Genomic DNA, 15,350 nt, shown 5'->3' with positions numbered 1-15,350 from the left:
TTGCAATCCTCAATGCGATGAATGCCGCTCGCTCACCAGTGATCGGTAGACGGCCATCAGCTCGGTGTTATGCTTCTCGAGGGAGAAGTCCGCTTCGACGCGACTTCTTCCTGCTGCCCCCATGCCTGCACGGCGTGCGGCGTCGTTCATCAGGCAGTCGAGGTGCTGACGAAGCTCGTCCGTATTGCCGGGCTCAAACAAAAGCCCCGTCACTTGATCGTCCACAAGCTCCGGAATGCCGCCGACGCGGGTCGCTATGACCGCCTTGCCATAGGCCATCGCCTCCAGCACCGACATCGGACAGTTCTCGCACCACTCCGAAGGCACAACCACCACGGAAGCCTCGGCGATCGTCTCGTTTAAAGTCTCGCCGGATAGCTGGCCCGCGAAACGCACATTCCGGGTGAATTGCGTCTTCAAACTATCCGCCAGCGGGCCGGAGCCTGCGATGACGAGAGGCCACCGGCAGTCCGCTGCTTCGTGGGCGCGCAACAGCGTCTCCGCACCTTTTCCCGGCGCGAGCCGGCCGCAATAAAGCACGTATCCCTTGTCCCGATCGCTCGCCGAAATGCCGCTGACATCCACGCCGTTGTAGAGCACCTGTACCCGGTCCGCGGCGAACCGAGGCAACACCGACTCCCGCATGAACCGGCTCGGCGCGAGGAAGCGATCCACCTTCTCGTAGCTGCCAAACCAGCGCTGAATGACCGCTTCCATGTAAAGCGTGGCGCTCTGTGCGATCGAGCCGTCAGCGCAACGGTGCATCAGCACGTGATGGAAATCGCCTGAGAGACACGATGAACACAATTGGTCCTCTCGCATGCGGGTGTGCACCGGACACACCGGCTTCGAATCGTGCAGTGTGAGCACGACCGGAATCCCGCGCGACTTGGCGACGCCGACAATCGACGGGGTCAGCTGATGATAGATGTTGTGGCAGTGCATCAGGTCCGGTCGGGTCTCCTCGATCAGAGATGCGAGTTTGCTCACGGCTTCGCGCGAGTGAATCAATGAGAGCGCGCTCTTGATTTTGGCGAGATGGCCGCCGGTCCGGTATTCCTGGCGAGACACGAAGTGATTTGCGTAGCGGGACTCGATGTTCCGCTCGTGCTGCATCGCAAAGTCAATGACGTCTGCCCCGCTGCTCGTCAGGAACATTCTTTCCTGAAGCAGCACTGCCTCTGCGCCACCGTTGTTGAACAGAAACTTATTGGCGAGCAGTACTTTCATTGAGGCCCTCGACACGCGCATCACGAAGGCCGGCATCACCAGTGGCCGGTGCACTCTGTGTCTGACGAAAAGCTACCGTGAAAGCAGTTCGATGCAGGCGGCGCATTCAGAGTGGAGGCGATGAAATCTGGGGTACCCAGTAGTGAGTACCAGCGCCGTGGTTGCCAGAGCGCCGCGGTTTGTCGATAAATGGAGGGGTGTTTCCCATCGGAAACACTGCTGTGTTCACGAGGGCTATTTGAGATGAGCATGGGCAGATCGCGCACGCAATCACATGAGCACCGAAGACGCTTGGTCGGCTTGCGCGCAATCAACCTGTCCGGTGGTGATTTCGCGTGAAGCGACTACTCAGCCGAACGATATTCCATGCGGCAAGTTGGGCGGGACTTGCGCCTGCTTTGCGCATGGCATTTGCCGGCAGGGCCACTATCCTGATGTTCCACGAGATTCAGCCGGATTGGCGCTCGGAGCTGAAGACCGGTGCATCGCCTGATTTCTTTGAATACACCCTGAAGTGGCTACGCCAGCAAGGATGGGAGATTGTCAGTCTCGATGCATGTCTCGAGCGGCTGGCGGTGGATCCTGAACCCCGCCGCTATGCGGTGCTTACCTTCGACGACGGCTACAAGGACAACGTCACGACGGCATTGCCGATCCTTGAGCGAAATAACGCGCCCTTCACCGTATATGTTCCAACGGGTGCGGTGAAGCGGACGCTGCAACCGTGGTGGCTGGGCTTGCGCGACCTATTTCGCTCGAGAGACAGTCTTGCGATCGACGCAATGAACATGCGATTCAGCTGTCGCGATTTTGACGAGAAAGCATCGGCCCTGGAGAAGGTGAGCAACTGGGTCCATGAAGATTACCAACGAGTCGAGATGCTCGCCCCTACGTTCAGCAAGGCCGATCTGTCGCTGGAGGCCTTGAACGACGCCTATTTCATCAACGAGCGGGAGCTTCAGCTCCTGGCACGACACCCCCTGGCTACGATTGGCGGGCATACGGAATCGCATCCAGCGCTCGCGTACCTGAATGCAGCTTCAGCGCGCGCCGAAATGGCGGGTAATCGCACCTATCTGGAGAGACTGCTTCAGCGCCCGGTTCGGCACGTCGCTTTTCCCTACGGCAACTCCAGGGCATGCGGTGATCGAGAACAACATCTCGCGGTGGAGGTCGGTTTTTCGACCGCAGTCACAACCCGGCATGGACAGATATCTGATCGGAAGCTGAATCCTTTTGGACTCCCCCGCATCGCGGTCGGAGGTCCTTCCGACGGGAGAATTCCGTTCGAGGGGCGAATGAATGGCGTCCAGTCGGCGGTCCAGATGCTGTTCGGCCGCGGCGACTGATATCGTGCATTCCGATCGCGTCGAAGAGTCGAGGGCACGCGAATTCTGGCTCGGGCACGCGAAGTAGGTTGAGCCGCCGGCGATCTCGTGCGCCAGGATCGGCGCCCGACACGATCAGGCCTGACTGGCGATACCTGATATCCAGCGGTGGAAGCCGGATCCGGGTGGGCAGGTCGCGAAATTGTAGCCGATTTTGGGGTTCACCTTCAGGCGATCCAGTGTGCCGAGGTCACTGACCTTCGTGATTGATCCGTCTGCAGCAAGAGCAAACACCGGAAGTCCAAGTGCCTCGAACACATACCTCGTGGTCGCGTGGCTGCGATCCTGGCCATGATCTTCGTAGATGATCAGCGTGTCGCGCTTCAGAGCCTGCCGAGCGCCCTTCAGGGCCGCAACCTCCTGGCCCTCGACGTCGAGCTTGATGACGAGCCGATCGCTGTCGGTCAGCTGCTGGTCCATTGCCAACGCATCGATCGTTATCGACATGACGGGTTCGGTGTGTGACGGACGGCTGCTCTGCGACGTTACGATGTGCCGGGCCGAATGAGGTCCGTCGTCGGAGAAGAACAGGCTGCGCCCGTCGTACTCGAACAATGCCCTTCGGCAGATCTCGAAGCGCTGATCATTCGCGTCACGGTTCTGCTCGAGAATTGCAAGCGTCTCCCGTGAAGCCTCGACGGCAATCGCGCGCTTGCGACCCAGCATTTCCGACGTGACGAGAACGGACCAGTATCCGATGTTTGCACCGCAATCGAAGAACGTATAGTCGGTATCCTTCAGCCGCAGCAGAAGCGTCGCTATGTCCGGCTCGTAGGTCATGCCGGGCTGGCCGATGAAGAACGCATTCCAATAGACGTCGTTCAGCTCGAAGTACAAGCGGCTACCGTCGGCGAAATGGACGCAAGACAGCTGGGAATGCAGAAGCGGCTTGACCGCCCGCATGGCAAGTCCCATACCGCGCCCGGTACTCCGCGCAACAACGGTGTGCAGAAGCCTCACCAGCCCCATGGAAAGCCGGCTTCCTGACACCTCGTAATCGAATGTAGACCGGCCCATCAGGTACCGCCTCCCGCGCGTAAATCCAATTGCAGCAGTCGCGTCCTCGGATGACAGCGAACGCATTCAACTATCTCCCCAATTCATGTACGTGTGTCCCGACTGCCGCGAGCAGGCTGCAGGTCAAGAATGGTGCCGCTGGCTTCTGGCCGTATTGCCTCGCTACGCGGTTCGGATACTCCTCGGCTCGTTGCGCGCCTAACCAACGCGCGGAGCGCCGTGGTGGCGGTGATATCGATCCCTTCCGCCGAATAAATGTAGGCCGCAGTCCACACCCTGGTTGCGATGCCCGCGCAGGAGCCAGCAACCGCTGCTCCTATCGTCCCGAAGGCCCAAGTCGCGCCGACCATGGCCAGGATCCCCGACACCCAAGTGATCACCACGATGTGCATCGCGGCGCGCTGATGGCCTGTCATATTCAGGGCGATGGGGCCGATCCCGAAATATGTCGACACCAGCATGCCGGTTGCCAGGACCATCAGGACGCCGTAGGCGCGGGTGAAAGTCGCTCCGAACGCCATCAGCGCGAGGTCGCCGCCAAGCGCCAACGTCGCAACGCAGCCGAGGACAGCGACAAACGCAGCCAATGACGCTCCCGACGTGACGCGCGTGATTTCCGCATGACGATTCTCATCGAACAGACGTGCGATGAGGGGCGCCGCGGGAATACAAAAGGTCGCCAGGAAGAAATCGAGAAGGAGCGCGATCCGGCTGGCAGCGTAGTAATATCCTCCGGCTTCCGGGCCGACCATGACCGAGATGACGACGAGGTCGACCGTGCCGCCCATGATGCTCGTGACGCTGGTTACCCAGAACGGTCCCGAAGTGGAAACGATGTCGCGGAGCCGGTCATTCGATCGCCCCACCGCCATGGTGAATACCTTACACCCCTCCGCGAGATGCCGCAGGTAGATGTTCTGGGCGGCGATCAACACGATCAGGATTCCAGTCGCAATCAGCAGAACGTCTTCAGCCGGCAGCGGATGGCCAGACGTCGCGAAGAGAACGGCGCCCAACAATATGATGAGAAATCTCCACAGCACATCCTTCGACACGAGTGCGAGATTGACCGAGCCGAGCGCGCGCCCCAGCGAGCTCTGCATTTCGATCAAGGACAACGGCAATATCAGGAGCACGCTCGTGGCATATTGCCAGCCTCCGAATATTCCGTCGCGGCCGTGAGCGGCGACGAACGGAAGGAGGGCGAGTACGGCCACGGCAACGCTGCCCAGACATGCCACGCGAACCCGCTTCGCGACAATCGAGCCGATCTCCGGGTAGTCTTTCCGGGCGGCGATGCTTGGTATTTCCCGCAACACGCGAAATTGCTGACCGATGAGGCCGACCGTGGAGGCTACGAGCGCGAACGTCATCAACGACATGAGCGCACCGTATTCCTCTATGTTCATCATCCGCGCAAAACTTACGCCGAAGAGGAGGGAGACGACGGCGCCCGAGCATCGGTATGCCAAAGCCAGCCATGACTGCCGGAAGACATTGCTGAACATGGTCGCCGGTCCGCCGGACGGTCGAGTAAAGCTCGTCATTGCTCAAGCCAACGTTGGTGGACGCCACGCGGCGCCCAGTAATTGTGATCGAGCTCTTGCCCGGAATTCCCGGTTCGGCGCACCTCGTGGGCGGAGGAGCGGACTGCGCGGAGGCTGAGCGTTCAAATGTTACACATTGTCAAATCGGCACATTGTCGCAGGGTCGAATATAACCCCACGGCTGGGGAGAGCGTCCGGCCCTTCTGGATTACCCACTCCGGTGGCCGTAACGAGAAACATGCTGCCTTCGTCGCGATGAAGGCGGTTCGCCGACGAGCATTGTTCGACGGGTGATGTACGGGGCGTTTCAATCGAGCTTGCGGTATCGCGATCGGGAGCCAATTCATGCGACTATAAGTCAGGATTGGCCTCCTTGTAGGTGTGTTGTTTCTCGACCTTGAACGAACCATCGAAATGGGGCTTCACGCCGTTCGCCTTGAGTCCCTGGACGACTGCAGTTCCTCCGGATGCGGTGGCTGCAGACCTGCGCGCGTGCGCGCGTTCCCGGTCCGACCTGTCACGCAGCAATCCTATTCCTATCCCCAGAAGCATGCCGCCGAGGATCGCTGATCCAAGTATCAAACGGGCGTTCGGCGAACTGGCCGTGTAGGGATGAGACACCCCGGTGAGCAGACGAGCCTCGAACACCGGCGCGGATTGCTGCTGCATGGCGTCCATGTAACGCAACATCCGGAGGAAATTGTCGTACGTTCTGGTGGCGGCGTCAGCCGTGGCTTCCAGTTCGCGGAGTTCGTCTTGCGCCGTTCCGGTCGACTGCGACGAGGGTGGACCTGCCTCGGCGGTGTTCGCAGGAGCCGCGATGCCATTCCTGGCCCTGTTGTAATCCGCTACGGCCTTTTTGGCAGTCGACGCCTGGTTGCTCAATTCGTTGACACGTTCCTTGACCCATTTCTCGTTTTGCAGGCCCCATTTGTATTTCGCGTCCATTTGCGTCGTGATGTAGGTCTCTACGACGGTGTCCAGGACCTGCGCGGCCCGATCGGGGTCGGCGGAGCTGAAGGCGAGATCGACTATGTAGGTGAGACCGGCGCGCTTCACCGAGAGCTTGCGCGCGAATGCTTCCATCGCATCACGCGTGACGACGTCCGTGTCCTGCCTGCTCCAGCCGAGCAACCGGGATGTCGACCGACTGAGGTGGTGCAGGGCGCCGCCGGAGAATTCCCGGTCTCCCGCCAAACCGAGCTTCGCGATCGCTGCGCGAGCGACGCTCTCCGACTTCAAGATTGCGACCTGACTTTCGACGGCTGTCGTTGCCGAGGCCGTGTCGTTGGAAGAAGTCGTCTTGGCGTCGACGATGAGTTGCGCGGTTGCCGTAAACGTCGGAACTGCGACAACGAGATAGAGCAAGCCGGCGCCAAACATCACGAAACACGTCAGCAGTATGACCGAGAGGCGGCGGCGCAAGAAGGCGAGACCCTCCGCCACGAATTCGGCCGGCGAACCAAATTCAGGCGGCATCGTGTCCTGAGGTGCCGAATTGTCAGTTCTGTGAGTTTGCAGCATTGTCTCGAACCTGCAGTTACTGGTGGCCTACCGAAGCCTCCGCCGATCAAACGGGAACGGGATCGACTGCAATGCCCTTGCGATCTTGCTGTACGGACTGCATGCAGCAATCGTCATCGCGCTAGAAGGCATTCCAATAGACCTTTCTGGAGAAGAGGGTCATGACGATGATCTTGAGATCGAGAAGGAATGACCAATTGTCGATGTAATAGAGGTCATGCTCGACACGACGTTGCATCTTCTCCAGGGTGTCGGTTTCGCCACGATAGCCGTTGACCTGTGCCCAGCCGGTAATGCCGGGCTTGACGTTGTGGCGGCGGGAGAATGACGAAATCATCCGGGCGAAGCTCTCGTTCTGCGAGGTCGCGTGCGGACGAGGCCCGACGAGTGACATATCGCCGACCAGCACGTTGAAGAGCTGTGGAAGCTCATCGATATTGGTGTGGCGCATGAAGCGTCCCAACCGGGTCACACGTGGATCGTGTCTGGTCACCTGCTTGAAATTGTCGCCGTCCTCCGTCACGGTCATCGATCTGAATTTCAACACGCGAATAGTCTCGTTGTTGTAGCCGTGCCGCGTCTGACGAAATAGCACCGGCCCGGGCGAATCGAGCTTGATTGCGATTGGAATGATGACGAAGAGGGGACTGATGATGACAAGTCCGGCAATTGCGGCCGCGATGTCGAAGGCTCGTTTGATCGCCCGGTGGAACGGCGTCAGGGGAGACTGGAAGATGCGCATCGTCACCATGTTGCCGAATTGCGTGATGCGCGACACGGCCATGAGGTCGATTGCACCGACCGGGACGACGTGAACGTCGACCGGGAGCTCTGACAGGGCGCCGGCGAGCGCGAGGGCCGCCCGAACATCCGACTCCGAAGTCAGAATGACAATGTCATCCGCTCGCAGGGGCCGGCACTCTGCGATCAGTTCGCGGACATGGGATAGCACTTCGACCGCCCCGAAATGCTCCGATGCCGAAGAGCCCTTGCGAAAGGTCGGCAACTCGAACGAGCGAATGGTCCGGATTCCGGTGGCGCTTACTCGTGCGGAAAAATCCAGGCAGTGGCTCGGTTCACCTATGAGGATGACGCGCCTGGCGTCGATCAGTCCGGATGCGATGGCAGGTTGCAGCAACGAGAAGCATACTGCCCGCGCGAAGAGCACCATGACGATAACGCTTGCCGCCTGGGCCATCACGGTCGCGCGCGAGTAGCCGTCCGAGATCTTGAGAAGAAATATCGTTGAGATGAAGAAGGAGAATACGAAGAAGACGGCGCTGACGCCGCTCCATAGGAAGATGTGCCGGGGCTGCGTCTGGATCCGCGAATACTGCCGGAGCCCAACGGATACGAGCAGTTGCAACGTGGCAATCAGAAGAGATTCAAGGATGTATTTGGGAGTGTCCGGATAGTCGAGGGCAAGGACCAGCCGATAATAGAGGACGGCAGCGGCAAAAGCCCCAACGGCTACGAGGAGGAACTCGGCGCCTGCCGCCAGCACCAGCAAGGCGGCCAATCTGTTCTTGCCAAGGTCAGCCGCAATTGCCTTGCGGCCAGTGACCGAATGCGCCGAACGCTCGGTAGGGGCCGGCGAATTGGTGAAAAACGCATAACTCACCGGTTACTCCCAAGCAGTCCGTCACGCAGTCCGTCCCCCTGACAAAAACATAGCATTCGGGTCAGGAGGCGGATTGGCAATAAATGGGTAGCCGGGAGTAACTACGATGGTCAGTTGAGCCGAGGCGCTGCGGGATTAGATTGTCGATCAATCCGTGAGACCGAGCCATCGAGCACGCCATGCCGCACGCCAAGCTGCGTAATTTCCTCCGTCTTGACAACCGTCGCGGTCATCCAGGCCATTGCGTCAGGTGGGGCCTGGTGGCTGTTGGCCTGACGATTTCCGCGCAGGCGAAAGCCGAATATCGAGTGAGCGTCGGAGATGTTCTGGAGGTCGCGGTGGCCGGCGTGCCGGAGCTGCGGCAGCGCGCGCCCGTCCAGGTCGATGGCAATATCTCGTTGCCGCTGGTCGGGATGGTCCCGGTCGCCGGCCTGCCGTTGCAGGAGATTCGGGCCAAGGTCGGGGCCGCAATGACGAGCAAGGTCTTTCGACAGAGGACCGTGGACGGCCGCGAGGTCGTGGTCGTGATAGATGCAGATCAGGTCACGGCGATCGTGGCGGAGTACAGGCCTGTCTACGTCAACGGGGACGTGTCGAAGCCGGGGGAGTACCCTTATCGTCCGGCGAGCACCGCGCGCCAGCTCATCGCCATGGCGGGTGGCTACGACATCATGCATATCAGGATGAACAACCCGTATCTCGAGTCAGCCGACCTGAGAAGCGAGTATGGTTCGCTTTGGACAGAACTCGCCAAGGAACAGGCGCGGATGTGGCGCATCAAGAGCGAGCTCGGGGAGGGGACGCAGATCAATCCAAGCGCGTCTCTTGCCGACCTGCCGATAGCCCGGTCGGCGGTTTCGGAAATCGTCAATGCGGAAGCCGAATATCTGAAGACGAAGCAGAGCGACTATCAGCAGGAAAAGGCGTACTTGCAGCGCAGCGTTCGGCAGGGAGACGACGAGGTCCGCGTGCTATCGGAGCAGCAAAAGAAAGATGAAGAGGGACTTCAGTCCGACGTCGAGGACCTTCAGAAGGCGACCGACCTGTTCGGCAAGGGATCGTTGATCAGCCCTCGCGTGACGGATGCGCGTCGCGCGGTTCTGCTGTCGGCGACCCGGAGGCTGCAAACCTCTGCGCAATTGCTCCAGGTCAAGAAATTGCAGGACGAGTACGCCAGACGGTTGGCAAAGCTCGACGATCAGCGGAAGCTTGATCTGTTCCGTGAGCTGCAAGAGACCAGCTTAAAGCTCAATCAGATTCGCGAGAAACTGCAGAGCGTCGGTGAGAAGCTTCAATACACTTCGATGGTTCGATCGCAGCTCGCACGGGGAGCCGGCAGTAAGCCCGATATTGCTATTATTAGAAAGAGCGAGAAAGGACCGGAACGGATTGTCGTGAACGAGGATGCCGAGTTGCAGCCCGGTGACACCATTGAGGTCTCGCTGCGATATCAGGATGGTCCCGACGCGGCACCCCGAAAGCTGAGCAGTTCAAACGTTCCGGTCGTGATAGGCCGGACCGACGTGACCGCGGCAGACTCGCGGCGTGACAGCAGGTGACAAAGCCGGAAGCGGCAGAGTGATCGGGATTGGCACGTCGAGAAGACACGAGCAGCCACGGAGTTTGATGCCGCTTGTCCGTATATTTTTAGCCTATGCGACGGTGTCGCCGCTTAGGCATAAGGTAATTCCGCTTGATCTGAACCTTGAATATTTTGTGACTTTTGCCGTTCTCGATCCGCTGTTCCGCTTCGCTGCGATCTGAACTTACAGAAGGGGCAACCTCCTTGTGCGGCTTCGTTGGCATCTTTGGATTTAAAGAATCGCTTGAGTCGGCGCGCAGCCGGGCACTCGAGATGGCCAAGACGGTCAGGCACCGCGGGCCGGACTGGAGCGGCATTTATTCCAGCGACGGCGCAGTGCTCGCGCACGAGCGCCTTTCCATCGTCGACGTGGAGCACGGCGCTCAACCCCTTCTCGACGTGACCGCGGGTCGCGCCTTGGCCGTGAACGGAGAGATCTACAATCATGTCGGTTTGCGCGCGGCGCTGAAGCTGCCGCACGCATGGAAAACGAAGTCCGACTGCGAAATCATCCTGTATCTCTACGATGAGTACGGTCCTGCCGTGTGCAATATGCTGAGTGGCATCTTTGCATTTGCCCTCTTCGATGAGCGCAGTGGCGATTTCTTCGTCGCCCGAGACCACATCGGCATTGTTCCGCTTTACATCGGATGGGGCAGCGACGGCACGACTTACGTCGCGAGCGAAATGAAAGCCCTCGATGGCGTATGCGAGACGATCCGGGAGTTTCCTCCGGGACATCATTACAGCGCTAAGGCCGGAAAGTTCGTCAAGTGGTATGATCCACAATGGGCACATACTCTTCCAAGCAGGAAGGTGTCCCTGCAGGAGCTCCGATCTTCGCTCGAAGCTGCGGTCAAGCAGCAGATGATGTGCGATGTGCCTTACGGGGTGCTTATTTCCGGCGGGCTCGACTCGTCGCTTATCGCGGCGCTTGCAGCGCGCCACCGCTTCAAGCGGATCGAGTCGGGAGAAACCGAGGAAGCATGGTGGCCGAGGCTGCACTCGTTCTCTGTCGGCCTCGAAAACTCACCCGACATGAGGCATGCGCGAGACGTGGCGGCTCACATCGGCACGGTCCATCACGAGATTGTTTTTACCGTGCAGGAAGGATTGGACGCATTGCCGGACGTGATCCGGCACCTGGAGACCTTTGACGTCACCACCATTCGTGCCGGCACGCCGATGTATCTCATGGCGCGCAAAATCAAATCAATGGGCATCAAAATGGTGTTGTCCGGAGAAGGCGCTGACGAGGTATTCGGCGGCTATCTCTACTTCCACATGGCGCCGTCAGCAGAAGAATTCCACGACGAGACTGTCCGAAAGATCTTTGCGCTCAGCAAGTATGATTGCTGTCGCGCGAACAAGGCAATGGCGGCGTGGGGGGTCGAAGCCCGTGTGCCCTTCCTGGACAAGGAATTTCTGGACTACGCAATGTCGATAAACCCCGCCGAGAAGATGTGCCCTGGCGAGAAAATCGAGAAGGGCATATTGCGGGAAGCATTTACCGATCTGTTGCCGCAAGCGATCTTGTGGCGTCAAAAGGAGCAGTTTTCCGACGGGGTAGGGTACAGCTGGATTGAAAGCTTGAAGCATCAAGCCGAGAATAAAGTCTCGGATCAGATGCTCGCAGAGGCGAGCAAGCGCTTTCCGCGGCAAACGCCGACGTCCAAGGAAGGCTATTTCTACAGGACCATCTTTGATGGCATTTTCAACAACCCGACAGCCTGCCTGACTGTGCCCGTCGGTCCTTCGATCGCATGCTCCACGCCGACCGCGTTTCTTTGGTCTCAGCAATTTGCGAGCATGAATGACCCATCCGGAAGGGCAGTGAAAGGGATCCACGTTCAGGCCATTGATCATGTTCGGTCAGTTGAAAACCTCAACAGTTCGAAGGCCCCATCGGGCGAACGGGTTGCAGCGGCGGAGTGAAATCGTCCTTCAAGTGAATTTCGGATTCCACACAGCGTCGCCCGGTGTTCGGCGGCAATGACGCCTGCCGGATTTCGTGGGTGAATCCGGCGCGCCGTATGCTGCGTCGGTCGCCGCGACCCGGCCCGGATGCCGAGACCATTCAAAGCCCGGCCCGCCGCGCGAAGCGCCGGCACTTGGCCTTTCTGCAAGCAACGCCAGAGCGACGCCTCAACGCCGCGTCAGGATCATGACATCGACGCGACCACCTCAAGCATCACTTCAGTCGCGCCGCCGGCGATGGAGAGGACGCGGGCGTCACGCGCGACGCGCTCGATCGCGCTCTCGCGCATGACGCCCATGGCGCCGTGGAACTGCACGCAATCATACGCGACCTCGTTGACGAGCTCGCCACAGATGGCCTTCAGCATCGAGATCTCGCGCAGGCAATCGTCATCGGCCGCCATGCGCCAAGCGGTGGCATAGAGAAACCCGCGGCTTGCCTCCACTTTCGCAGAAAGCATCGCGAGCCGCTGACGGATCGCCTGCATGTCCCAAAGGACGCCCCCGAATGCCCGGCGGGTTTTCACGTAGGTGAGGGTCATGTCGATCGCTGCCTCGGCCATCCCTATCGCCATGGCGGCGAGGACAAGGCGTTCGTTCTGCAAGTTGCGCATGATTGAGTAGAAGCCTTGTCCCTCCGCGCCGAGCACGTTCTCGGCGGGGATGCGGCAACCGTCGAAGACAAGTTCCGCCGTGTCGGAGGAGCGCCAGCCGAGCTTGTCCAGCTCGCGCGCGACGCTGAAGCCTGGCGTTCCCTTCTCGACGAGGAACATCGTGATCCCGTTGCTTCCGGCCGAGGGATCAGTCTTGGCCGCGACGCAGTAGAGATCCGCGTGGACGCCGTTTGTGATGTAGAGCTTCGTGCCGTCGAGCACGTAAGAGTCGCCATCTCGCACCGCGCGCGTGCGGATGGCCTTCACGTCGGAGCCCGCATCCGGCTCCGTAATGGCGATCGCGGTGATCACCTCGCCGCTGATAATGCCCGGCATCCAGCGCGCCCGCTGGGCTTTGGTCCCGTCGTGAAAGACGTACGAGGAAGCCATGTCGGCATGCACGAGCATCGCGTCGGCGGCGCCGCCATAGGTCGAGCGCCCGAGCTCCTCGGCGAAGACCGTTGACGCGACAGCATCCATTTCGGCGCCACCATACTCAGCCGGGTAGCGGATGCCGAAGAAACCGAGTTCGCCCATGCGGCGCAGGATCGAACGGGGAATGAACCCGTTCTCTTCCCAGTGATCCGCGCAGGGCTTGATTTCCTCCTTGACGAACCGGCGGACCTGGTCCCGCAAGAGCTCATACTCCGCCGCCATCCAGGGCAGCTCCGGCTCTCGCGCCGCGTTCCAAGCTTTGTCCATCATCTTCATCCGATCTGCTGTGAGCCTGACTCAAAGGCTCCTGTCCCGCCCAAGACCAGGCGGAGACCTTCCGGCTAGAGTTCGACCTCCTCTCTCGGTCCCTCCGAGAGGGAAGGGGCATTGGAATCGGCCACCCAGCGCATTCCGTCGATGACTTCCGCCAGTTCGGCCAGTGTCGGCCGCTCAAAGAGGTTGCGAAGCTGCACGTCGACGCCGAAGATCTTTCGCATGCGCGACACCGCCCGCACCACCAGCAGCGACTCCCCGCCCAGTTCGAAGAAGTTGTCGTGGCGTCCGATCGACTCGAGCTTCAGGAGTTGACACCATAGAGCGGCTAGCGCCTTCTCGGTCTCTGTCGCGGGGGCGGCGAAGACCTGCGCCGGCTGGATGTTTTCCGCCGTCGGCTCGGGAAGCGATGAGCGGTCGATCTTGCCGTTGGACGTGAGCGGCATCCGCTCGAGGCGAACGTAGTGGGTCGGAATCATGGACTCCAGCAGTTCTTCGGCGAGGTGCGCGCGCAGGTCCGCCACGGTCAGGGGTTTCGACGCGACATAGTAGGCTACAAGTCGTGCGATGCCGTCTTCGGGCGTCGACGGTTCGCCATGGCCGATCTGGGTCGTTTTCTGTGTCGCTGCTTTCGTCATCGAGGTGGTGACGGCGCATTCGTGAACGTCCGGGTGCTTGAGAAGCCGTGCTTCGATCTCGCCGAGCTCGATACGGGTGCCGCCGACCTTCACCTGATGATCGGCGCGGCCGAGAAATTCCAGGCGTCCTTCCGAGTTCCAGCGGGCGAGATCGCCCGTTTTATAGAGCCGCAGCTTCGAGCGCCCATCTCGGGGATCGGCGACCGTGCGGAAGCGCTCGTCGGTCAGATCGGGGCGATTGAAATAGCCTCTCGCGAGACCGTCGCCGGCAATGAACATCTCACCGATGATTCCGGGGCCGGTGGGCTGATATTCTATGCTGAGGACGTAGATTCCTGCATTCGCGGCCGGAACGCCGATCGGCACCGATGCGGATTGATCCCGATCGGTGTCGAAACGGTGAATCATGCAGCCCACCGTGGCTTCGGTTGGTCCATACTCGTTGTAGATCTCGATAGGATGGGGAATAGCGCTGGTTATATCGCGAGCCAGCGCGGCCTTGAAGTCCTCACCGCCCACGATGAACTTGCGCAGTCTTGTGGTCTCGAGATTGCGGTCGCGGATCATCGCGAGATGCGCCGGCGTCAGCTTGATGATGTCCACCGCATTGTCGTCGATCACCTTCAGCACGACCATGCTCTGCACTCCGGGATCACCAAGATAGACCACGATGCGGCCGCCGGTGATGAGTGGCGTAAAGAGCGTTGTGACGGTCAGGTCGAATGCGAGGGATGAGAAAAGGGGCCATGCGAGACTTTCGCCGGAACTGTACACCCGGGCGGCCCACCAGATGTAGTTCACCAGGCTCCGATGCTCGATCTCGACGCCCTTGGGAGTGCCGGTCGAGCCGGAGGTGAAGATGATATAGGCGGCGCCGTCCGGCGTCGCAGCGGACGGTCGGGCCGAGGCCGGCTGATTCGAGATCGACTCGAGATCGGCGTCGAGTACGAAAATGTCGGCAAGGTTCGAGGCGATGCCCGAACGCATGCGCGATTGGGTGATCGCCACGGGCGCCCGCCCGTCGGTCCCGTTGGAAATGTCCTGCAGGATTGTTGTGATACGCCCCTTCGGCGTTGCCGCATCCACCGGCACGTAGGCTGCGCCGGACTTCAGGACGCCCAGGATCGCAACGACGACTTCAATGGAGTGCTCCATGAAGACAACGGCAATCCGGCCCGGGCCCACGCCGGTCGAGCTCAAATACGCGGCCATCTGGTTGGAGCGTTCGTCGAGCTGCCGGTAGGTCAGCGTTGCATCGCCAAAGCGGATCGCTTCAGCGTCGGGACTACGCGTCGCCTGGTCGCGGAAGAGATCGATGATCGTCCTGTCCGACGGATAGCGTGCCGCCGTGGCGTTGTAATCGACAACCAGCGCCTGATGATCGGAATCCTTCAGCAGGGGAAGCGCTACGCCCTCCGGCGCGCTAGGTAGGACTTCGTTCATGAAATACGCTCCCGTCGGGAAA

11 protein-coding genes are annotated in these 15,350 nt (G+C 60.2%); 4 read left to right on the top strand and 7 right to left on the bottom strand.

Features of this window, described 5'->3' with window-relative positions:
• Positions 1-9: 9 nt before the first annotated feature.
• A complete protein-coding gene (locus tag J2R78_RS14730; protein WP_253605192.1) occupies positions 10-1,230 on the bottom strand; it encodes a glycosyltransferase family 4 protein in 1,221 nt (406 codons plus the stop codon).
• Between the two features lie 335 nt (positions 1,231-1,565).
• Between J2R78_RS14730 and J2R78_RS14725 the strand changes: the two genes are divergently transcribed.
• On the top strand, positions 1,566-2,579 hold the full coding sequence (locus J2R78_RS14725) for a polysaccharide deacetylase family protein (RefSeq protein ID WP_229157725.1): 1,014 nt from the start codon (positions 1,566-1,568) through the stop codon (positions 2,577-2,579).
• 114 nt (positions 2,580-2,693) lie between these two features.
• Here J2R78_RS14725 and J2R78_RS14720 read toward each other — a convergent pair whose 3' ends face one another.
• From J2R78_RS14720 to J2R78_RS14705, 4 genes are all read right to left on the bottom strand, one after another.
• Positions 2,694-3,701, bottom strand: coding sequence for an FkbM family methyltransferase (locus J2R78_RS14720; RefSeq protein WP_253605191.1), 1,008 nt, complete (start codon positions 3,699-3,701; stop codon positions 2,694-2,696).
• Positions 3,702-3,718: 17 nt separating this feature from the next.
• Positions 3,719-5,143: an oligosaccharide flippase family protein gene (locus J2R78_RS14715; RefSeq protein WP_253605188.1), complete on the bottom strand. Its 1,425-nt coding sequence runs from the start codon at positions 5,141-5,143 to the stop codon at positions 3,719-3,721.
• 390 nt (positions 5,144-5,533) lie between these two features.
• Entirely contained in the window at positions 5,534-6,706 is a 1,173-nt protein-coding gene (locus J2R78_RS14710) for a Wzz/FepE/Etk N-terminal domain-containing protein (RefSeq protein ID WP_253636010.1), read from the bottom strand.
• 121 nt (positions 6,707-6,827) lie between these two features.
• Entirely contained in the window at positions 6,828-8,327 is a 1,500-nt protein-coding gene (locus J2R78_RS14705; protein WP_253605184.1) for an undecaprenyl-phosphate glucose phosphotransferase, read from the bottom strand.
• Between the two features lie 179 nt (positions 8,328-8,506).
• Here J2R78_RS14705 and J2R78_RS14700 point away from each other — a divergent pair, with 179 nt between their 5' ends.
• Genes J2R78_RS14700 through asnB form a run of 3 tightly spaced genes read left to right on the top strand, consistent with a single transcriptional unit; the run spans position 8,507 to position 11,844 of the window.
• Positions 8,507-9,886 (top strand): polysaccharide biosynthesis/export family protein, encoded by a 1,380-nt coding sequence (locus J2R78_RS14700; RefSeq protein ID WP_253605181.1) that lies wholly within the window; start codon positions 8,507-8,509, stop codon positions 9,884-9,886.
• Positions 9,873-10,091, top strand: coding sequence for a hypothetical protein (locus J2R78_RS14695; protein WP_253610079.1), 219 nt, complete (start codon positions 9,873-9,875; stop codon positions 10,089-10,091). Before J2R78_RS14700 ends, J2R78_RS14695 begins: the two co-directional genes overlap by 14 nt.
• A complete protein-coding gene (asnB, locus tag J2R78_RS14690) occupies positions 10,051-11,844 on the top strand; it encodes an asparagine synthase B (protein ID WP_253605178.1) in 1,794 nt (597 codons plus the stop codon). The genes J2R78_RS14695 and asnB overlap by 41 nt, the downstream gene beginning before the upstream one ends.
• A gap of 227 nt (positions 11,845-12,071) precedes the next feature.
• Here asnB and J2R78_RS14685 read toward each other — a convergent pair whose 3' ends face one another.
• Positions 12,072-13,250 (bottom strand): acyl-CoA dehydrogenase family protein, encoded by a 1,179-nt coding sequence (locus tag J2R78_RS14685; protein WP_253605176.1) that lies wholly within the window; start codon positions 13,248-13,250, stop codon positions 12,072-12,074.
• Between the two features lie 65 nt (positions 13,251-13,315).
• Positions 13,316-15,328 (bottom strand): amino acid adenylation domain-containing protein, encoded by a 2,013-nt coding sequence (locus tag J2R78_RS14680; protein ID WP_253605174.1) that lies wholly within the window; start codon positions 15,326-15,328, stop codon positions 13,316-13,318.
• Positions 15,329-15,350 lie beyond the last annotated feature (22 nt).

This window comes from Bradyrhizobium sp. USDA 4538 (genome assembly GCF_024171045.1).
Classification (GTDB): Bacteria; Pseudomonadota; Alphaproteobacteria; order Rhizobiales; family Xanthobacteraceae; genus Bradyrhizobium; species Bradyrhizobium australafricanum.
Note: the sequence above shows the minus strand (reverse complement) of the source record. Positions and strands in the feature narration are given on the sequence as shown.

What these genes read in the sequence shown, in the direction of transcription:
- J2R78_RS14730 (WP_253605192.1), bottom strand. Translation starts at nt 1,230, where the DNA reads ATGAAAGTACTGCTCGCCAATAAGTTTCTGTTCAACAACGGTGGCGCA.
- J2R78_RS14720 (WP_253605191.1), bottom strand. Translation starts at nt 3,701, where the DNA reads ATGCGTTCGCTGTCATCCGAGGACGCGACTGCTGCAATTGGATTTACG.
- J2R78_RS14715 (WP_253605188.1), bottom strand. Translation starts at nt 5,143, where the DNA reads ATGTTCAGCAATGTCTTCCGGCAGTCATGGCTGGCTTTGGCATACCGA.
- J2R78_RS14710 (WP_253636010.1), bottom strand. Translation starts at nt 6,706, where the DNA reads ATGCTGCAAACTCACAGAACTGACAATTCGGCACCTCAGGACACGATG.
- J2R78_RS14700 (WP_253605181.1), top strand. Translation starts at nt 8,507, where the DNA reads ATGCCGCACGCCAAGCTGCGTAATTTCCTCCGTCTTGACAACCGTCGC.
- J2R78_RS14685 (WP_253605176.1), bottom strand. Translation starts at nt 13,250, where the DNA reads ATGAAGATGATGGACAAAGCTTGGAACGCGGCGCGAGAGCCGGAGCTG.
- J2R78_RS14680 (WP_253605174.1), bottom strand. Translation starts at nt 15,328, where the DNA reads ATGAACGAAGTCCTACCTAGCGCGCCGGAGGGCGTAGCGCTTCCCCTG.